This is a genomic window from Kitasatospora sp. NPDC043949 (genome assembly GCF_056435365.1).
Genome location: NZ_JBWKEQ010000029.1, coordinates 60,385 through 80,155, shown reverse-complemented (window position 1 = coordinate 80,155; position 19,771 = coordinate 60,385). Strand labels below are relative to the sequence as shown.

Below are 19,771 nucleotides of genomic sequence, written 5' to 3'. Positions count from 1 at the left end.
GCACAGCGGATCGGGCCCGCCGAACGCGGTGTCGGTGGACGTGGTGTCGGTCGGCGCGGTGTCGGTAGACACGCTGCCGGTGGACGCGCGGTCAGCAGCGCTGTCATCGCGCAGCACTCCGTCCAGCGTCCGCGGCACCGCGTGCGCCGAGGCGAACAGCAGCGCGATGCCCACGGCGCCCGGGTCGGGCACTCCCGAGGCCCGTTCGCCGAGATAGCTGGCCCGGCCGCGGCGGGCCCGCAGGGCCCTGGTCCGGCGGACGCCCGCCGCCGCGGCGGCGGCGGCCGCCGCGAGGCAGTCGTCCGGGCGGGCATCGGGAGTGCAGCCGCGCAGGGCCAGTGCGGCCGGGTGCAGGGCGTCGACGAGCGTCTTGTCACCCGGCCGCGCCTCCCCCACCCGCTGGACGGCCTCCAGCGCCGCCGTCGCTCCCCGGGCCAGGGCCGGGCCGGTCAGCGGGCCGGTGCCGACGGCCGCCGCCAGCTCCTGGAGCACCAGGCCGAACAGCGGCCCGCTCGTCCCGCCGACCTCGTCCAGGAACGCGCCCGCCGCCGCGCCCAGCGGTACCGCCGCGGCCTGGCGCCCCGGTGGCAGCCGGTCCAGCGCGGCCAGGGCGCACCGCACGCCGGTGAGCAGGTTGACGCCGAAGTCGCCGTCCCCGGCGGCCTGGTCGAGCCGGGTGAGCTCCTCCTCGGTGACCGCGACGGTCTCGGCGAACCGCCGCATCCAGCCCGCCGTGAAGAGGCCGTCGAAGGCCTTCGTGCCCGTCATCTCCTGACCTCCTGGTGACCGGGGGCCGGCGCCGATTGCGCGACCGGCCAGGCCGCCGTGTACGCGGGGGCGTCGAGCAGCGCGAGCGTCTGTTCGTCGGCGGCGAGCAGGGTGATCGAGAACCCCCGCATGTCGAGGGCGGTGACGTAGTCGCCGACCAGGCTGCGCGCCAGGCGGCGCCCGCCGGCGTCCAGGACTGCGGCCAGTTCGTACAGGACCGCGTACAGCTCCAGGCCGGTGGTCGCGCCCAGCCCGTTGACCAGCGCGACCAGGGGGGCGCGGGCCGGGCGCAGCGCCTCCAGCAGGCGCAGCGCCATCCGGCCCACCAGGACGGCCAGCGGTTCGCACTCCAGGGAGAGTTCGGCCCGTTCGCCGTGGATGCCGACGCCGAACTCGACCGTCCGGTCCGACACCTCGAAGGCCGGCCGGCCGGTGGCCGGGGAGGTGTGTGCGGCACCGGCCACCGCGATGCTGCGGCAGCGCCCGGCCAACTCCGCTCCCAGCAGCGAGAGTTCCGCCAGTCCGAGCCCGAGGTCGGCGGCCGCTCCGAGGATCTTCTGCACCAGGACGGTGGCTGCCGTCCCGCGCCGGCCGGCGGCGACGGACTCGGACTCGGAGGCGAGGTCGTCGTCCACCAGGACCCTGGCGCACGGTATGCCCTGGCGGTGCAGCCGTTCGGCCGCGATGCCGAAGTTGATCCGGTCGCCGGTGTAGTTCTTCACGATGTGCAGGACGCCGTCCTCGCCGGCGACCGCGCGCGAGGCCTCGAAGATCTGCCGGTTGTGCGGTGAGGCGAAGATCCGGCCCGGGCAGGCGGCGTCGAGCATGCCCCGGCCGACGAATCCGACGTGCAGGGGCTCGTGCCCGGAGCCGCCACCGGAGAGCAGTCCGACCCGGCGCCCGGGGGCCCGGTCACGGGCGCGGACGAATCCGAGGTCGGGGTCGTGGACGACGAGCGATGGGTGGGCCCGGGCGAATCCGGCGAGTGCGCTCGCCACCAGGGCGTCCTGATCGGTTTCGAGGTAAGGGGCCACGTCCGGCTCCGCTCGGTAGGGCGGCCGCGCTGCGCGCGATCGCCGATCACGTTCACCCATGCTTGGGCAGGCGCCCGCGCGCGGCAACCCGCAGACGGAAGTGCGCGAGGGCCCGGAACGGCCGCCCGGCGGGCGGTTCCGGGCCTTCGGGGCGCCGGCGCCCCGAAGGGTCGCGGCACCCACTCGGGTGATGTCGCGCCCGCCGGTCCGGCGGGCACGGGCCCCGGTTTCCCCCCGCTTCCGCACGATCTCCCGGCGCCCGGGCCGTAATCCGTTCCCGGCGTTCCCGCGGCGGCCGGATGCTATCCGGAGTTTTGACATTCCGCTTAAAGTCATACAGTCTTCTCGGCATGTCTGACCGTCACCCGATCGAGTGCGCCGCCATTGAGCTGGCGCTGATCGGCGTGGCCGCGCACTGCGTTTCCGACAATCTCTGTCGCTGAATCCGCCTGTCCCGACGCGTAGCGGTGATCGCCGCCCCGGGACGTCGCCCCTTCCTGCGGGCGCGGTGCCGCTCACTCTCCTCACGGCCTCACTGTCGCCCGCCTTCCTCCGTACACCATCGGTAGCGAAAGGCCCCCTTTCCGATGTCTCGAACCACCTTCACCCCCCGCCGCCTCGCCGCGGCGACCGTCACCGTCGCCCTGGCCGTCGGAGTGGCGGCGTGCGGACCGAAGGGCGACGGCGGTGGAAGCACCGGCAAGGACGCCGCGCCGCAGCAGGGCGGCACCCTCACCGTCCTCAACCAGAACCCGCAGGACCAGTTCGACCCCGCACGGCTCTACACCTCCGGCGGCGGCAACGTGCCCTCCCTGGTCTTCCGCACCCTCACCACCCGCAACCGGGCCGACGGCGCGGCCGGCACCAAGGTCGTCCCCGACCTCGCCACCGACACCGGCACCCCCTCGGAGGGCGCGACGGTGTGGACGTACCACCTCAAGGACGGCCTGAAGTACGAGGACGGCTCGGCGATCACCACCGCCGATATCAAGTACGGCATCGAAAGGTCATTCGCCCCCGAACTCTCCGGCGGGGCGCCATTCCTGAGGGACTGGCTGGTCGGCGCCGCCGACTACCAGGGCCCGTACAAGGACGGCCGCGGTCTGGACGCGATCGAGACGCCGGACGAGAAGACCATCACCTTCCGTCTCAACAAGCCCGAGGGCGACTTCCCCTACCTGGCCACCCAGACGCAGTTCGCCCCCGTCCCGAAGGCCAAGGACACCGGGACGAAGTACCAGGAGCACCCCGTCTCCTCCGGCCCCTACCAGGTCGTCAAGAACGAGAACGACGGCGCACACCTCGTCCTCAAGCGCAACCCCAACTGGTCCGCGGCCAATGACGACCAGCGCAAGGCGTACCCGGACACCGTCGACGTGCAGTCCGGGCTCGACCCGGCGGTGATCAACCAGCGGCTCTCCGCCGGCACCGGCGCCGACGCGGCCGCCGTCACCACCGACACCAACCTCGGCCCCTCCGAGCTCGCCCAGGTGAAGGACGACAAGGCGCTCGCCGCCCGCGTCGGCACCGGCCACTTCGGCTACGTCAACTACCTGGCGTTCAACCCCAAGGTCAAGCCCTTCGACAACCCCAAGGTCCGGCAGGCCGTCGCCTACGCGCTCAACCGCACCTCGGTCGTCAACGCCGCCGGCGGCTCCTCGCTCGCCGAGGCCGCCACCACCTACCTGCCCGCCCAGGAGACCTTCGGGTACACGCCCTACGACCCGTTCCCGGCCGGCGCCACCGGCAACCCGGAGAAGGCCAGGGAGCTGCTGAAGGAGGCCGGCTACCCGGACGGCCTGACCATCACGCTCACCCACTCCACCGAATCGGGCAAGGGCTACGGCCCGAACCTGGCCACCGCCGTCCAGGACGGCCTGAAGGCGGCCGGGATCACCGTCCAGCTCGACGCCCTGGACTCCACCAGGTACTCCAAGACGATCCACACCGTCAGCACCGAACCCGGCCTCTTCCTCTCCGGCTGGGGCGCCGACTGGCCCTCCGGCGGCCCGTTCCTCGCGCCGATCTTCGACGGCCGGCAGATCGTCACCGACGGCTACAACTTCAACTCCGCGCAGCTGGACGACCCGTCGGTGAACGACGAGATCGACCAGATCAACAAGATCACCGACCACGCCGAGGCGGCCAAGCGCTGGGGTGCCCTGGACAAGCGGATCGGCGACCAGGCCCTGACCGTCCCGCTGTTCCACCCCGTCTACAAGCGGCTGTCGGGCAAGGACGTCCGCAACATCGTCATCAGCGACTGGACCGGCGTGCTCGACATCTCCCAGGTCGCGGTCAAGTAGCGGACGGGATCGGACGGATCGGTCGAACAACCATGGCTCCACAGGAACCCCAGGCCGGGGAGGCCCTCGCGGCCTCCCCGGCCGCCGGGGGCCGGACGGTGTGGCGGCGGCTGCTCGCGCGGCGCGCCGTCCTCGCCGCCGTCCTCGTCATCGCCCTGCTCGCCCTGATCGCGGCAGCGGCACCGCTGCTCAGCGCGATCGAGGGCCAGGACCCCACCAGCTACCACAACGACCTGCTCGACTCGGCGGCCGGCGGGGTGCCCACCGGCTCCTTCGGCGGCGTCAGCGCCGAGCACTGGCTCGGCGTCGAACCCGGCACCGGGCGCGACGTGTTCGCCCGACTGGTCCACGGCGCCCGGATCTCGCTGCTCGTCGCCGTCGGCGCCACCCTCGTCCAGGTCGCCATCGGCGTCCTGCTCGGCCTCGCCGCGGGCCTCGGCAGCCGGCTGCTCGACCAGCTGATCGGCAACACCACCGAGGTGATGCTCGCGCTGCCCTCGCTGGTCTTCGCCATCTCGCTGATGGCGGTCGTGCCCTCCGACTTCCCCCGCCCGCTCCTGCTGACCCTGGTCATCGGGCTGCTCGGCTGGGCCGGCACCGCCCGGCTGGTCCGGGCGCAGACGCTCAGCCTCCGCCAGCTCGACTACGTGGCCGCGGCCCGGCTCGCCGGCGCCACCCGCTGGCGGATCGCCCGCCGGGAGCTGCTGCCGTCCCTGGCCGCGCCGGTCATCACCTACGCCGCGGTGCTGCTGCCGTCCAACGTGATCGCCGAGGCCGGGCTGTCCTTCCTCGGCGTGGGCGTCAAGCCGCCGACCTCGTCGTGGGGCCAGATGCTCTCCGGCGCGACCACCTGGTTCCGCGCCGACCCGATGTACGTGCTGCTCCCGTCCGCGTTGCTGTTCGCCACGGTGCTCGCCTTCACCGTGCTCGGCGACGCCGTCCGCACCGAGCTCGACCCCCGCGCGGCCTCCCGGCTGCGGGTCGGAACGGCGCGCGGCGCCGGCTCGTCGGGCAGCGGACCGTCGGGCACCGCATCGCCGGGCAGCGGCACGCCGGACCCCGCCCGCCCCGGCCCGTCGGCCGCCACCGAGGAGGCCACCGCATGACCCGCTTCCTGCTCCGCAGGGCCATCGGCATGGTCGGCGTCCTGCTCGCCATCTCGCTGATCGTCTACGCGGTCTTCTACATCGCCCCCGGCGACCCCGCCCAGCTGGCCTGCGGCGAGAAGTGCAGCCCCGCCCAGGTCCTCCAGGTGCGCGAACGCCTCGGCCTCGACGCACCGGTCTACCTCCAGTACGCCCACTTCCTCCAGGGCGTCGTCGCCGGCCGCGACTTCAGCGCCGGGACGGGCCTGCTGCACTGCCCGGCGCCGTGCCTGGGCGTCTCCTACCGCAGCGGCGAGCAGGTCACCGACATGATCGCCGCCCGGCTCCCGGTGACGGCCTCGCTGGCACTCGGCGCGATGGTGCTCTGGCTGGCCCTCGGGGTCGGTACCGGGCTGCTCTCCGCGCTGCGCCGGGGCCGGCTCAGCGAGCGGCTGCTGACCGCGCTGACGCTGGCCGGCAACTCCATCCCGGTCTTCGTCATCGGCCTGGTGCTGCTCATCGTCCTGTGCGCCCAGCTCCAGTGGCTGCCGTTCCCGAGCTACGTACCGCTCACCGAGGACCCGCAGCAGTGGTTCTGGGGCCTGCTGCTGCCCTGGGTCTCGCTCGCGCTCATCGAGTCCGCCAAGTACGCCCGGCTGACCCGCTCGTCCATGCTGGAGACCCTCGCCGACGACCACATCCGGACCTTCCGGGCGTACGGCGTCAGCGAGCGGCGCCTGGTGACCAGGCACGCGCTGCGCGGCGCGCTCACCCCGGTGATCGCGCTCACCGCCATGGACCTCGGGACGATGTTCGGCTCCGCCGTGCTGACGGAGTCGCTGTTCGGGCTCCCGGGGCTCGGCAAGCTGCTGGTCAGCTCGGTCAGCCTGATCGACCTGCCGACCGTCGTCGGCCTCACCCTCGTCACCGGGTTCGCCGTGGTCCTCGCCAACGTCGTCGCGGACGTGCTCTACGCGGTGACCGATCGAAGGGTGGTCCTGACGTGAGCGCCGAACCCCTGGCTCCTCCCCTGGTCGACGTCCGGGATCTCGTCGTCGACTTCCCGGTCGGCGACGGGCACGTACGCGCCGTCGACGGCGTGGGCTTCACCCTGGAGGCCGGGCAGGCGCTCGGCATCGTCGGCGAGTCCGGGTCGGGCAAGAGCACCGTCGCCTACGGACTGCTCGGCCTGCACCGCGGCACCGGCGCCCGGGTCGGCGGCTCCGTCCGGGTCGCCGGCATCGACGCCGTCACCGCCGAGGGCGACGAACTGCGGCGGCTGCGCGGCGGGTTGGCGGCCATGGTGTTCCAGGACCCGCTCTCCGCCCTCGACCCGTACTACGCCGTGGGCGACCAGATCGCCGAGGTCGTACGGGTCCACCGGGCCGTCTCCCGCCGGGCCGCCAGGGCCCGCGCCGTCGAGGTGCTCGGCCGCGTCGGCATCCCCGACCCGGGACGGCGCTCGCGGTCGCGCCCGCACGAGTTCAGCGGCGGCATGCGCCAGCGGGTGCTGATCGCGATGGCCCTGGCCTGCGAGCCGCGGCTGCTGGTCGCCGACGAGCCCACGACCGCGCTGGACGTCACCGTCCAGGCCCAGATCCTCGACCTGCTGCACGAGTTGCGGGCCGAGACCGGGGCCGGGCTGGTCCTGGTCACCCACGATCTGGGGGTGGTCGCCGGGAGCGTCGACCGGGTGCTGGTGATGAAGGACGGCCGGGCGGTGGAACACGGCCCGGTCACCGAGGTGCTGGGCGCGCCGCGCGAGCCGTACACCCGCGCGCTGCTGTCGGCGGTGCCCCGGGTCGACGCTCCGGGCGCACCGACCGGGCCCGCCGGGCCTGCCGGTTCTGCCGGGCCTGCCGCGGGCACCGCCGCCGACGGAGCCGCCGGGCGCACCGACGGCGACGTCCTGCTCGAAGCCACCGACCTGCGCCGTGAGTTCGCCACCCGCGGCGGCCTCACCCGGCGCGCGGCCCCCGTGGCCGCCGTGGACGGCGTCTCGCTCACCGTGCACGCGGGCGAGACGCTGGGCATCGTCGGCGAGTCCGGCTCCGGCAAGACCACACTCGGGCGGATGCTGGTCCGGCTGCTGGAGCCGACCGGCGGCCGGCTCCACTACCGCGGCCGGGACATCGGAGCGCTCGGGGAGAACGAACTGCGCCCACTCCGGAGGGAGTTGCAGATGGTCTTCCAGGACCCGGTGTCCTCGCTCAACCCGCGCCGCAGCATCGGGGAGTCCATCGCCGACCCGCTGCGCATCGCCGGTGGGAGCGACGAGCGCCGCATCCGCGCCCGGGTCGGCGAGCTCCTCGAACGGGTGGGCCTCGACGCCGACTGGTACCACCGCTATCCGCACGAGTTCTCCGGCGGACAGCGCCAGCGGGTCGGCATCGCGCGGGCGCTCGCCCCGCAGCCGCGACTGATCGTCTGCGACGAGCCGGTCTCCGCACTGGACGTCACCACCCAGGCCCAGGTGGTCGCGTTGCTCGGCGAGTTGCAGCGCGACCTCGGCCTCGCGCTGGTCTTCATCGCCCACGACCTCGCCGTGGTCCGGCAGGTGAGCGACCGGGTCGCGGTGATGCAGGCCGGGCGGATCGTGGAGCAGGGCGACGCCGACGCCGTGTACGACTCCCCCCAGCACGCGTACACCAAGGGCCTGCTGGCGGCCGTGCCGGTGCTGGACCCGGTCGAGGCGACCGCCCGGCGCAACGCGCGCCTGGCATCCGCCGGAGCCTGACCGGCTCCCTGACCGGCTCCCGGCCGGGGCCCGCATCCGGTGAGGTGCGGGCCCCGGCCGGAGTGCTCAGCTCAGGCAGCCGACGTGCGCCAGGGCCCGTTTGAGCAGCGCCCCCTGACCGCCGGGCATGTCCTGCTGCACCAGCGGGGAGGCGGCCTCCTGCGGGCTGAACCAGACCAGGTCGAGCGCGTCCTGGCGCGGCCGGCAGTCGCCGGCCACCGGCACGACGTACGCCAGCGACACCGCGTGCTGACGCGGGTCGTGGAACTCGGTGATCCCCAGGGTCGGGAAGTACTCGGCGACCGTGAACGGTTGCAGCGAGGCCGGGATCCGGGGCAGCGCCACCGGGCCGAGGTCCTTCTCCAGATGGCGCAGCAGGGCGTCGCGGATCCGCTCGTGGTGCAGCACCCGGCCGGAGACCAGCGTGCGGCTGACCGTCCCGTCCGGTCCGATCCGCAGCAGGAGGCCGATCTGGGTGACCTCGCCGGCGTCGTCGACGCGGACCGGCACGGCCTCGACGTACAGGATCGGCATCTTGGCGCGGGTGGTCTCTAGTTCCTCGGGGGCGAGCCAGCCTGGCGTGGTTTCCGTCATGTCAGCCATTCGCCGATCGTACGTTCCCGGGCCCCGTCCGCGCCGGGCGCCCCGCCCGTCACACCGTCGAGCGCCGGCCCGCCGCACCGGCCCGCCGCACCGCTCCGCCCGGAGGCGCCCCACCAGAGCGCCCGGAACCGCGCTCGACGGGCACTTGAGGAATCCGGCCCCCACCCCTCGGCCCAACTAGGGTGCGACGCGTCCGCCCCACCATTCCGTCGACCCGAACAAGCAGCCGAATGACGCCCACCCGAGCGGACGCCCCGCGCCCGAGAGGAGAACCGCCATGCACCTCAAGGTCCTCGGCCCCCTCACCGCCGACCTCAACGGCATCTCCGTCGTCCCCACCGCCGCCAAGCAGCGCCAGATCCTGGCCCTCCTCGCGCTCTACCCGAACCGCATCCTGCCCACCGCCACCCTGATCGAGGAGATCTGGGGCGACGACCCGCCCAGACAGGCGCTCACCACCATGCAGACGTACATCCTGCAACTGCGCCGCCGGATCACCCACGGCCTCGGGCCGACCCCGCACATCACCGCCAAGGACATCCTGACCACCCGGCACGGCGGCTACCAGCTCACCACCCACCCGGACAACCTCGACGTCCACACCTACAGCCTGCTCACCACCCAGGGGCAGCACGCCTTCAACCACGGCCACGACCACCAGGCCGCCACCCACTTCCGGCAGGCCCTCGCGCTCTGGCACGGCCCGGCCCTGGTCGACGTGCGGCCCGGGCCGATCCTCGCCATCGAGATCATGCGCCTGGAGGAGAGCCGCCTGATCACCCTGGAACGCCGCATCGACACCGACCTGCGGCTCGGCCGGCACAACGAGCTCATCCCCGAACTCACCCACCTCACCCACCAGCACCCGCACCACGAGGGCCTGCACGCCCAGGCCATGGTCGCGCTCTACCGGGCCGGCCGGCAGACCACCGCCCTCGCCACCTACCACCACCTGCGGCACCGCCTCACCACCGAGCTCGGCATCCAGCCCTCCCCGCACCTGCAACACCTGCACCACGCGATCCTCACCCTCGACCCCACCCTCAACACCCCGACCACGGCCCACCCGACCACCTACAACCTCTACCCGGCCTGAGCTCCCGCCCCGACCACCCCACCGACCCCCGACCACCGACCACCCACCACCGGCCCGAGCTCCCAGCCCGCCCTCACCCCCAGGACCCGCCATGACCACCGCACCCGAGCAACCCCTCGCCCTGATCACCGGCGGCACCCGCGGGATCGGCCTCGCCATCGCCCGCGAGCTCGGCAGCCGCGGCCACCGCCTCTTCATCTGCGCCCGCACCGGCCCGCACATCACCGACGCGCTGGCCACCCTGCGCGGCGAGGGCCACCAGGCCGACGGCACCACCTGCGACGTGCGCGACCCCACCCAGGTCAGCGCGCTGATCCGGCACGTGGTGGCCGAGCACGGCCCGATCACCGTGCTGGTCAACAACGCCGGCCGCACCGGCGGCGGGCCGATCGCCACCACCACGGACGACCTCTGGTACGACGTCATCGACACCAACCTGAACGCCGTCTTCCTGGTCACCCGGGAGACCCTCAAGCACGGCCACCTCACCGGCACCGCGCACCCGCGGATCATCAACATCGCCTCCACCGCCGGGAAGCAGGCCGTCACCCTCGGCGCCCCGTACACCGCGAGCAAGCACGCCGTGATCGGCTTCACCCGGGCACTCGCCAAGGAACTGGCCCCGACCGGCACCACCGTCAACGCCATCTGCCCGGGCTACGTGCACACCCCGCACACCACCCGGATCCACCACGAGTACGCCACCGCCTACAACACCACCCCCGAGACCATCCACCAGCACTTCCAGACGCACATCCCGCTCGGCCGCTACACCACCCCGGAGGAGGTCGCCTCGCTGGCCGGCTACCTCACCTCCCCGACCGCCGCCAGCATCACCGCCCAGGCGCTGAACGTCTGCGGCGGCCTCGCCACCCAGTAACCCCGGCGCAACCCTGGCCGGCCCACGGGAAGGAACCGGGCTCCGGTGCCCGCTGATCAGCGATGACGAACCGTCACTTCTCCAGCGCACCCGTCACCCTGCTGGTGGCCGGCGCCCCGTCGCCCGAGCCCTGCCTGCCCGCCGCCCGTCCGCCAAGACGGCTCGACACCGGGGCGGTCAACGCCGCGCTGGCCCGCACCGCCACCCGCCGGTGGCGTCCGCCGCAGCCACGCGGGGCCGGCCGGCCCCCGGAGTTCCTGCTGGTCGAGCTGCAACAGGCCTACGAGGCCGACGTGCTGCGCGCCGCCCTGCGCGCCGTCGACGGGGCCAGTCCCACGCCCCAGGACCGGGCGGACGCGCTCTGGGAGCGCACGGTGGACGGCCCCGACGGGCTCGACCGGGTCCTGGCCGACCTCGGACGCGCCCTCGCCGCCGGAGCGCGGCTGCGCGCCGTCCTGGTCGAGGACCGCCGGGACGGCCTCCGGCGCCTGTTCGTCGGCATCGCCGCCGGACCGTCCGCGCGCGCCGCCGAACTCGTGGAGCGGCTGCGGGAGGCGCTGGCGCACCCGCCGGAGCCCGTCACGGTGCCGACCAGCGCGCTGCAACGGGAGATGCTGCGCCAGGTCATCGGGCGCGCCGACCACGGCGGGCGGCACGTCGAACAGCTGTCCTGGAACTGGCACGGGCCGCTGGACACCGACCGGTTCACCGCCGCCTGGCAGTCCGTGTTCGACCACGAGACGGTGCTGCGCGCCGCCTTCGACTGGGACGACACCGCCGGCGACCCCTGGATGGTGCTGCACGAACGGGCCGTCCCCGAAGTCACCCGGCACCCGCACGGCGCGGTCGGCTGGGACGACCTGCTGGAAGCCGACCGGCACCGCGGCTTCGACCTGCGCCGACCCGCCCTGCTGCGCGCCACCCTGCTCGACTCCGGCCCGCAGGACCAGGACGAGGGGCCGGCCACCCGGGTCCTGCTCACCTACCACCACGCGATGCTCGACGGCTGGAGCGTGCGGCTGCTCCTCCAGGCCTTCTACCGCGCCTACCTGACCGGCGGCGTCCTGCCCGGCGGCGAGCGCCGCCCCGACGTCCGCGACCACGCCCGCTGGCTCGACGCCCAGGGAAGCGACGCCGCCCGGCAGTTCTGGGCCACCCGGACCGCCGCCGGCGCCGTCCTCCCGCTCGCCCCCGACCCGACCCGGCGCGGCAGCGGACGCGCCCGGCGCCGGCTCACCCCGTACGAGGCGGTCCGGCTGCGCGGCTGGGCGGCCGCCTGGGGGGCGGGCGAGAGCAGCGCCCTCCAGGCCGCCTGGGCACTGCTGCTCTACCGCGCGGCGCAGTCCCGCGAGCACCGACCGGCCCGGGCGGTGCGGGTCGGCTTCGCGGTGACGGTCTCCGGACGGGGCATCCCGCTGGACGGCATCGACCGGCTGCCCGGCGCGCTGCGCAACCCGCTGCCGATCTCCGTCCGGGTGCACCCGGGCACGACGGTGCCGCAACTGCTCGCGGCCCTGCGCGACGGCGTGCTCGACCTCGCCGCCTACGAGTGGGTCTCGCCCGGACAGGCCCACCGCTGGAGCGCCACCCCGCGCGGGCAGCGGCCGCACAGCCTGGTCGTCCTGGAACACCAGCCGACCGCCCCGCACCACCTGCGGCTGGAGACCGACCTGGCCGCGCACGGCATCCACGTGGAGAACCCCGTACCGGCCGGCACCTTCACCTCGTACCCGATCACCCTCGCCGCCCACTACGACGCCACCGGCGGACTCGTCCTCACCACCACCCACGACCGCGCCCTGCTGGCCGACCGGGACGCCGTCGAACTCCTCAGCCAGAGCGCCCACCTGCTGCGCACCTTCCCCGACCTGCCGAGCGGCCTCAGCACCACGGAGGTGCTGCGCTCCACCCTCGCCGGACACCCCGCTCCCCGACCCGGCGGGCCCGCCGACCACCCGCCGGCCTCGGACGCGCCGACGGACGGCCCGGCCGTCCGGCTGGAGGTGCTGCGCCGGGCCGCCCGCCCGGGCGCGGGCTGGGTGCTGCTGCTGCCCCCGCCCGACGCCCCGCACACCCGCTACCCCGGCACCGCGCGCGGCTGGCCGGGGCCGCAGGCGCTCGGCGTGCTCCGCCCGGCCGCCGGCCCGCCCTCACCGGCCGCCTACCGCCCGGTCCTCGCCCCGCTGCTGGAGTCCCCGGCCCCGGTCGCCCTGGTCGCCGCGCCCGGCAGCGGCGTCACCGCCTACGAGGTCGCCCGGCTCGGCCCGCCGGCCCGCCCCCCGCTGGTCGTCCTGCTCCCCGACGACGCCGCCCCGTCCGACCTGTTCGCCCTGGCCCCCCTCCTCGGCGGCACGCCCCCGCCGTGATCCGCGCCCGACGCCCGATCGTTCCCATCAGCCGGACGAGTGACCAGGGCGCGTGGCTCGCCCCCACGGCCGAATTGGGTCACTTAGCGTCACCAGCATGATCTGGCTCGCCCGTAGAACCGCCCTTGCCTGCCTCGGCCTGCTCATCGCAAGTCTGTGGTTGGCCGTCCCCACGACGGCGTCCGCGGCACCGACGTTGACCCAGCTGGATATCGCCGGCAACTGCTCGCTGTCCTTCTCCGACACCGACGCTTCCGGAGTCGCCTACTTCATCGTCGAGCCGATCGGGACCTCGGGCGATCCCTGCCAGTTTCAGCTCACCGGCCCGCAGGGCACCCAAGTCGCGGACGTCACCGTGACCGGTGACCCGGCAGTCGTGTACGTCGGCGCCGCAGGCACGTACAGCGAACTGCTCACGGACGTCACCCAGGGCTCGACGGCCGGGTTCTCCAACCCGACGGTGACGGGCAGCCCGGCGCTGCCCGCGCTCCCGGCGGGCGAGGCGAGCAGTGGCGGGTGTTCCAAGGCGCTGCAACAGCGCACCGTGGCCGGCGCGGTGGTGCCGCAGTACGCCACCGGGTGGAACATCGTCTCCAGCGACAGCGGCGGCGCCTGCACCAACCAGGTCGGGGCGGTCGGCACCAACCCCTCGGGAACGGTGACCGGCACCACGGTGCAGGTCGCCATCCCCGACCCGTTCGGCCTGTCGCTGGCCAAGTCGGCGACCGCCGGCGGAGCCCCGATCACCACGGCGCAGGTCGGCCAGACCGTCACCTACCAGTACACCGTCACCAACACCGGCCCCGTGCCGTGGACGGCGGTCGCGGTCGACGATCCGCTCCCGGGGCTGTCGTCGATCAGCTGCCCCGGCACACCCCTCGCAGCCGGGCAGAGTCAGACCTGCCAGGCCACCTACACCCCCTCCGCGGCGGACGGAAGCGCCGGATCGGTCACCAACACCGCCACGGCCTCCGGCGTCGACGGGACCAGGCCGTTCGCCACGGGAGCCACGGTCACCTCGGGCCCCGCCACCGCCCGACTGAACATCACCACCGCCAGCCCGTCCCCGTCCCCCTCACCGTCGGCGTCCCCCTCCTCCTCACCGTCGCCGTCGGCCTCCCCCTCGCCCTCCACGACCACCGCGCCGCCGTCGCCGTCGCCCTCCACGACCACGACCACCACGCCCGCGACCGCGACCGCGACCGCGACCGCGACCGGGCCTGAACTGCCCGAGACCGGAGCACACGTCGGCCCGGCAGCGTGGATTGCCGCCGCCCTCATCGCCACGGGGGCGGGTGCCGCCTGGTTCGGCAGGCCGAGGCCGCGACGCCGACGCCGCTGACGGCACGAGGAAATCCGCGGACCCCTCTCACTCCGCCATCGGGCCTGCCAGGCCCTCCCAGACGGGTGAGGGGGGTTCGGCCACGCTCCGGCGGGGACGTGAACGTGGCGGGCGGGTCAGCTCCCGGAGTGCCCGGACCGGTGCACTGGTGCACTGGTGCACTGGTGCGCCGGTTCGCAAAGGCCTGGCCGCGATCTCCCTGATCGGCCGCGACCTGCTGGCGAAGGGCGCCAGGCTCCGTCTTCAGCACCTGCGGTGCGGCGGACCCTAAGGTGAGGCATGGCCTGCTTCGTCCTGACCCGCCGTTCGCCGCTGCCCCCGGCCGTCTGCTGGGAGCGGCTGACCGCCTGGCCCCGGCACGGGGACCGGGTGCCGTTCACCCGGGTCACCGTGGTGCGGGGCGGTGGCGGGCAGGCGGGGGACGCCATCCTGGCCCGGACGGTCATCGGGCCGTTCCGGTTCGACGACCCGATGGAGATCGTCGGCCTGGCCGCCCCCGCACCTGGGCGCGACGGGCTGTGCCGGCTGGAGAAGCGGGGCCGACTGGTGCTCGGCTGGGCCGAACTGCGCGTACGGGCCCCCGGCCAGGACACCGGGCAGACCGGGGAGACCGGCGGATCCGAGGTGACCTGGACGGAGGAACTCCGGGTCGCGTGCCTGCCCGCGCCGCTCGACCCGCTCGTGGCCCGCGCCGGGCGCCTGGTCTTCGGCCGGGTGCTGGACCAGCTGCTGGGGGCGGGACCCCCTACGGCCTGACGTCGCGCCAGAGCCGGTACTGCCGGCGGACGTACCCGCGCGGGTCGTCGTCGACCGTGACGCGGTCGTACTCCGCCGGCATTCGGTGACGGTCCCGGCCAGTGGCGTCGGGTCGGCCGGTGGCCTCGGGCCGGCCGCCTACGCCGACAGGATCCGCCGCAGGACTTCCCGCAACTCGCGGTCGCCGGCGGGCGGGTGTGGCGCCTGCCAGGCGATGTGGCCGTCGGGGCGGGTGAGGAGCGCGCCGGTGGCGGGGAGGCCGGAGAGGCCGGGCCAGTCGGCTGCGGGCAGTGGCCGCAGCACGACGGGCAGGCCTGCCGCTGCGGCGGTGTCGGCCTGGCGTTGCCAGGCGGGGTCGCCGGTGGGTGTGAGCAGGGTGAAGCCGGGGCCGACGAGGTCGAGCGTCGACGCCGCCCCGGGGAGTCCGGCCAGGCACAGGTGCGGGAGGCGGCCACCGGGCCCGCCGTCGGGGTGCTCGCCGTCCGGGTCCAGCGGCGGGCGAGCGGGTGCGTCGGGGTCGGCGTGGACGGCGGTGGAGCGGTAGGCCGCCGTGAGCAGCAGTTCGTCGTCGATCCGGTAGCCGGTGCGGGCGCGGGAGTTGGCGAGGGACAGGTCGATGACCTGGCTGGCGACGGGGCGGCGCTCGGCCTGGTAGGTGTCCAGCAGCGCTTCGCCGGCCGACCCGGCCACGACCGCGGCGAGCTTCCAGGCCAGGTTGTCGGCGTCGCCGATGCCGGTGTTCATGCCGTGTCCACCGGTGGGGGGCGTCACATGGGCCGCGTCGCCCGCGATCAGGACCCGTGACCGGCGGTAGGTGTCGGCGAGTTGGGCGTCCAGCCGCCAGGTCTGGGTGTCCCGGACGGTGACGTCGAGGTCGGGCAGTCCGGCGGCGTCGCGCACCAGCCGGGCCAGCTGCCGGTGGTCGCCGAGGAGGTCGGCGAGGTCGTCGCGCCCGGGGTCGTAGGGGTGCTGGTAGATCCAGTGCCGGTCGTTGTCCACGGCCAGGAAGCCGCCGCGGCCGGGCTCGGTGAGGAAGTAGGACGCGCTGGCCCGGTCGGCGACGACCTCGCCGAGCGGCGCCTCGAAGCGGATGCTGAGGAAGTGGCCGAGGCCGGTCGGCCCTGCCATGGCGATCCCGGCGCCGGTGCGGACGGTGCTCGCTGCGCCGTCGCAGCCGATCAGCCAGTCGGCGCGCACGGTGTGCCGGTCGCCGGTGGCCCGGTCCTCCAGCACCGCGTGCACGCCCTCGCCGCCGCCTGCGGATGCGCCGACGGCGGCGGGCTCGGTGAACTCGGTGAACTCGGTGAACTCGGTGAAGGAGAGCAGCCGGGTGGCGAACCGCACGCCGTCCGGCGCGAGTTCACGGGCCCGGCGCAGCAGCACGGCCTCCAGGGCGTCCTGCGAGCAGATGAGCCCCGGCGACGGGGTGCGCTCGGCGCCACCGTCCGGGGCGCCGGCCACGCCGGTGCGTACGAAGTCCGGGTCGACGAGGTCGCGGCCACGGTAGAAGAAGACGTGCGAGGCCGGGAGCCCGGCCTGCCGGATGTCGGCTTCCAGTCCGAGCCTACGGAAGATCTCCATCGAACGCGCGGACACGCCACGGGCCTTGGGGTGGCGGGAGGTGCCCTGGTGCGCCTCGACGAGCAGGTGCGGCACGCCGTGCCCGGAGAGGAGGAGCGACATGGTCAGGCCGACCGGGCCTGCGCCGACGATCAGGACGGACGTCGTTGCCGGGAATCGCATGCCACTCCTTCGTAACGCCTAATCTTTGATTTTGACGTTACCATGGGATGCGCAAACGATCGGAAGGGGCGCACCCATGACCCAGGACCACGACGGCGGCAACCCCCGCGGCCTCCACTTCGTCACCGAGCTCGCGAACACCGTCCGCGCCGACCCCGAGGCGGGCGCCGCCGATCTGCAAGCCCTCCTGGAACGCCACGGAGGCCCGCCCTTCCGCCTCACCGACGCCGACGCCCGGGAGCTGCGCGAAGCCGCCGCCCCGCTGATCGGCATCCTCGCCCTCCACGACGAGGACGAGGCGGCCGAAGCGATCAACACCCTGCTCGACCACTACCCGGCCCGCCCCCGCCTCGTCCGCCTCCCCGGCCGCCCCTGGTCGATGCACACCCAGGCGCCCCCGGCCGCCGGCCTCACCCACTGGCTGCTCTCCACCTCCGCCCTGGCCCTCGGCCTGTGGCTCAGCGAGCGCGGCACCTGCGCCTGGGGCGAGTGCGCCGCCCCCGACTGCAACCGCTTCTTCATCGACACCGGCCGCCGCACCCCGCAGCGCTTCTGCACCCCGCGCTGCGCCACCCGGGTGCGGGTCGCCGCCCACCGGGCCCAGCGCGCCACCGACTGACGGCCCGCCGGCCCGCCCCTCCCCCACCCTTCAGCCGGTCCGGGCGGCCTCCCAGGCCGCGTAGCCGCCGAGCAGGTCGCAGGCCTCGGCGTGGCCGTGGTGGCGCAGCAGGCTCGCGGCGACGGAGGAGCGGAGGCCGCCGGCGCGGCCGGTGCGCTCGTCGGCGATCAGGTACGAGGCCCGGGAGAGGCAGTCGCGGTGGAACTGGGCGAACTATGTCGGCCGATCCGGTAGGGAGACCGTACGGACGAGAGAGGGGCAGGGGAAGAAGGTGAGATCCGGGCGAGGTGCGTGGTTGAGCGGATGACCAGACGCACGTCAGCCGCACGGCAGGTACGGCTGACGCTCGGGACATGGATGCGCTGACCTGCGGAGATACCTCCCCGATCGAAAGTCGGGGTTGCCGTGTGACGAATCTGAGACGATCTCGCCCGAGTCGCACGAGACGGCCCGGAGCAGGCCTCCGAACGTCCCCTCGCAACACCGCATGGATGACGAGCGCTCTCATGTGTTCGCGTGTGCAGCAGGGTGCACCCATCCCGATGCCGACCTCTTGCTGACTTGTCCGACAGAGCGTCGACTCAGCATCGTTCACTCCGATGGCCACGCACCCTGAGCGGGCCGCGCCGCCGCCCACCGTCGACAGCGGGCCGATAGTGGCCACCGCACGCCACTGAAACCGGCGGCTTCGCGGAAGGAGGATCCGAAGCCTTCCGGCAGGCCTGTACCCAGCGGCCGGCCCTTCGGGGCTTCACCCCCTGCCTCACTGCCCGACCTGAAACATAAAGCCGTCGCGAGCGGTGTACGAGGAACGCAAGAACGTACGCACCGGAAGGGGCGGATTTCGGTTATTTCTTCAGGCAGGAGGGGCATGCAGGCGCGGCTGGATCACCGTACGCATGCAGCTCGTCATGTTCTGTGCAGGGTCCTCGATGGTCGGGCCTCCTGGCCGGAACTGAGGAGATGTGATGGCGTCGAGCACGGTACGAGCGGGAAGCGACAAGTGGGAGGCCCTGGGTCCTTTCGCCTCGGCCGCGACGGTCGAGGCGATCTCGCGCCCGGAGGGCGGATCCCTGCTGCTGGTTTCGTCCCCCGAAACGGTGGGTGGCTTCTGGAGCGGGGGCCTCGGGGGCACCTGGCGGGTCATCGTGCCGCCGACGCGCTGTCCGGTGACCACCTGCCTGGTCGGCAGCCACGCCGATCCGCGCCGTTGGTGGCTGTCGACCGGCGCCCTCTCCGAAGCGCACGAGAGCGGCATCTTCCGCACGGACGACAAGGGTTCGACCTGGCAGCGGCTCGCAACCGAGCCGGCGCCGGGTGAGTCCTTCCGGTCGGTCTGCGCGCACCGGGAGGGGAGGTTCCTGGTGGCGGTGACGGCGGAGGGCAGCATGCAGGTGAGCCGGGACGGAGGCGACACCTGGAAGTTCGAGGACCTCACCGCCGACCGTGAGGTCGCCGACGGCGGCGCCACGTTCCACGACGCCCGTCTTGAACACGGAGACCGTCCCGTCCGCGTGGTGGCGTTCGCCCAGCACGGCAACGCCCTGTTCGCCGCCACCGCCGGCGTCTGGTACCCGGGAAACCCGCCGGTGATCACCGCCGGTCAAGGTGTCCTGCGCTCCACGGACAACGGCAGCACCTGGCACGACGCCTCCGGCGACCTGCCCAACCTGGACGTCCGCACCCTGGCTGTCGACCCCGACGGACCGTGCCTGTACGCCGGTCTGCGCGGAGGCAGCGTCCACCGGCTGGCCCTGTAGGCCGGAGCGCCGTGTGCCGGGTTCGGTGAGTCCGGCCCGGTAACCGGCGGCCCGGGGCCCCGGAGTGCAACGCCCGGACGGACCTCGGCGTGTAGCAGCCCGTGCTCCTGGTGCTCGTCAGCGTGCACCAGGCCGGCTGCACAGGTCGGCGCCGGGGTTGACTGAAAGCCTGTCACCCTTTCACCCACATGGCCCCACGCTCATGTGCAATGCGCGGCACACCTCTGCCAATGTGGCTGCGGCCAGATGGATCTTCAGGATCCTGATGATGACTGAAAGGACGCGCCATGACCGAAGCCGAGGCCAGGGAACTGTTCGACAAGATCGACGGCGACTCCGACGGGCAGATCAGCATCGTCGAACTCGCCAACCACTTCAAGAGCGAGGGCCACCAGGGGAAGCTCAAGGAGAAGGTCAAGGAGGCGATGGCGGCGGACAGCAACCGTGACCGCGTCCTCGACTTCGAGGAGTTCCACACGCTGGTCAAGTAGCACGCGGGCGGACCGCCCTCGGGAGCAGGACAGGAACGAGCCCCGGGGTGATCGCCGCCTCCGCGCGCGGTCGGGGGGGGGGGGGGGGGGGGGTGGGGGGGGTGGGGGGAGAAGGGGGGGGGGGGGGGGGGGGGGGGGAGGGGGGGGAGGGGGGGGGGGGACAGCCTCCCCTTGACAATCATCGC

Annotated in this window: 16 protein-coding genes and 1 pseudogene; 13 read left to right on the top strand and 4 right to left on the bottom strand. The window is 73.8% G+C overall.

Features of this window, described 5'->3' with window-relative positions; genetic code table 11:
• Positions 1–111: 111 nt before the first annotated feature.
• A pseudogene (dhaL, locus tag AC07AL_RS23450) lies at positions 112–768 on the bottom strand (dihydroxyacetone kinase subunit DhaL); the annotation flags it as partial.
• Positions 765–1,802: a dihydroxyacetone kinase subunit DhaK gene (locus AC07AL_RS23445; RefSeq protein WP_063345848.1), complete on the bottom strand. Its 1,038-nt coding sequence runs from the start codon at positions 1,800–1,802 to the stop codon at positions 765–767. The pseudogene dhaL and the gene AC07AL_RS23445, both read right to left, overlap by 4 nt.
• 350 nt (positions 1,803–2,152) lie before the next feature.
• Here AC07AL_RS23445 and AC07AL_RS23440 point away from each other — a divergent pair, with 350 nt between their 5' ends.
• From AC07AL_RS23440 to AC07AL_RS23420, 5 genes are all read left to right on the top strand, one after another.
• The gene (locus AC07AL_RS23440; RefSeq protein WP_317620150.1) at positions 2,153–2,245 is read left to right on the top strand and encodes an Ms4533A family Cys-rich leader peptide; all 93 of its coding nucleotides are present in this window, start codon (positions 2,153–2,155) and stop codon (positions 2,243–2,245) included.
• A gap of 144 nt (positions 2,246–2,389) precedes the next feature.
• The gene (locus tag AC07AL_RS23435; RefSeq protein ID WP_363586380.1) at positions 2,390–4,108 is read left to right on the top strand and encodes an ABC transporter substrate-binding protein; all 1,719 of its coding nucleotides are present in this window, start codon (positions 2,390–2,392) and stop codon (positions 4,106–4,108) included.
• A gap of 32 nt (positions 4,109–4,140) precedes the next feature.
• Positions 4,141–5,214 carry an ABC transporter permease gene (locus AC07AL_RS23430; protein ID WP_478318053.1) on the top strand — a complete coding sequence of 358 codons (1,074 nt, stop codon included), beginning with the start codon at positions 4,141–4,143 and terminating at the stop codon, positions 5,212–5,214.
• Positions 5,211–6,200 (top strand): ABC transporter permease, encoded by a 990-nt coding sequence (locus AC07AL_RS23425; RefSeq protein ID WP_363622942.1) that lies wholly within the window; start codon positions 5,211–5,213, stop codon positions 6,198–6,200. Before AC07AL_RS23430 ends, AC07AL_RS23425 begins: the two co-directional genes overlap by 4 nt.
• An 11-nt stretch (positions 6,201–6,211) precedes the next feature.
• On the top strand, positions 6,212–7,930 hold the full coding sequence (locus AC07AL_RS23420) for an ABC transporter ATP-binding protein (protein WP_363586400.1): 1,719 nt from the start codon (positions 6,212–6,214) through the stop codon (positions 7,928–7,930).
• Positions 7,931–7,996: 66 nt separating this feature from the next.
• Here the strand turns inward: AC07AL_RS23420 and AC07AL_RS23415 are convergent, their stop codons facing one another.
• On the bottom strand, positions 7,997–8,524 hold the full coding sequence (locus AC07AL_RS23415) for an NUDIX hydrolase family protein (RefSeq protein WP_350884975.1): 528 nt from the start codon (positions 8,522–8,524) through the stop codon (positions 7,997–7,999).
• A 286-nt stretch (positions 8,525–8,810) separates the two neighbouring features.
• On the opposite strand from AC07AL_RS23415, the gene AC07AL_RS23410 reads away from it, so the two are divergent.
• From AC07AL_RS23410 to AC07AL_RS23390, 5 genes are all read left to right on the top strand, one after another.
• Complete coding sequence (locus AC07AL_RS23410; protein WP_363586377.1) at positions 8,811–9,629, top strand: AfsR/SARP family transcriptional regulator; 819 nt, start codon at positions 8,811–8,813, stop codon at positions 9,627–9,629.
• A gap of 91 nt (positions 9,630–9,720) precedes the next feature.
• Positions 9,721–10,509 (top strand): SDR family NAD(P)-dependent oxidoreductase, encoded by a 789-nt coding sequence (locus tag AC07AL_RS23405; protein ID WP_363586376.1) that lies wholly within the window; start codon positions 9,721–9,723, stop codon positions 10,507–10,509.
• 62 nt (positions 10,510–10,571) lie between these two features.
• A complete protein-coding gene (locus AC07AL_RS23400; protein WP_363586375.1) occupies positions 10,572–12,875 on the top strand; it encodes a condensation domain-containing protein in 2,304 nt (767 codons plus the stop codon).
• 97 nt (positions 12,876–12,972) lie between these two features.
• Positions 12,973–14,217 (top strand): DUF7507 domain-containing protein, encoded by a 1,245-nt coding sequence (locus AC07AL_RS23395; protein WP_400988656.1) that lies wholly within the window; start codon positions 12,973–12,975, stop codon positions 14,215–14,217.
• 279 nt (positions 14,218–14,496) lie between these two features.
• A complete protein-coding gene (locus tag AC07AL_RS23390; RefSeq protein WP_400988654.1) occupies positions 14,497–14,973 on the top strand; it encodes an SRPBCC family protein in 477 nt (158 codons plus the stop codon).
• A 138-nt stretch (positions 14,974–15,111) separates the two neighbouring features.
• Here AC07AL_RS23390 and AC07AL_RS23385 read toward each other — a convergent pair whose 3' ends face one another.
• Positions 15,112–16,716, bottom strand: a complete 1,605-nt coding sequence (locus AC07AL_RS23385; RefSeq protein ID WP_400988652.1) for an FAD-dependent monooxygenase — start codon at positions 16,714–16,716, stop codon at positions 15,112–15,114.
• 76 nt (positions 16,717–16,792) lie between these two features.
• Here AC07AL_RS23385 and AC07AL_RS23380 point away from each other — a divergent pair, with 76 nt between their 5' ends.
• From AC07AL_RS23380 to AC07AL_RS23370, 3 genes are all read left to right on the top strand, one after another.
• Positions 16,793–17,335 carry a CGNR zinc finger domain-containing protein gene (locus AC07AL_RS23380; RefSeq protein WP_363586371.1) on the top strand — a complete coding sequence of 181 codons (543 nt, stop codon included), beginning with the start codon at positions 16,793–16,795 and terminating at the stop codon, positions 17,333–17,335.
• Positions 17,336–18,303: 968 nt separating this feature from the next.
• Positions 18,304–19,095, top strand: coding sequence for a WD40/YVTN/BNR-like repeat-containing protein (locus AC07AL_RS23375; RefSeq protein WP_400988650.1), 792 nt, complete (start codon positions 18,304–18,306; stop codon positions 19,093–19,095).
• Positions 19,096–19,382: 287 nt separating this feature from the next.
• Positions 19,383–19,586 carry an EF-hand domain-containing protein gene (locus AC07AL_RS23370; RefSeq protein ID WP_400988649.1) on the top strand — a complete coding sequence of 68 codons (204 nt, stop codon included), beginning with the start codon at positions 19,383–19,385 and terminating at the stop codon, positions 19,584–19,586.
• The last annotated feature ends 185 nt before the right edge of the window (positions 19,587–19,771 follow it).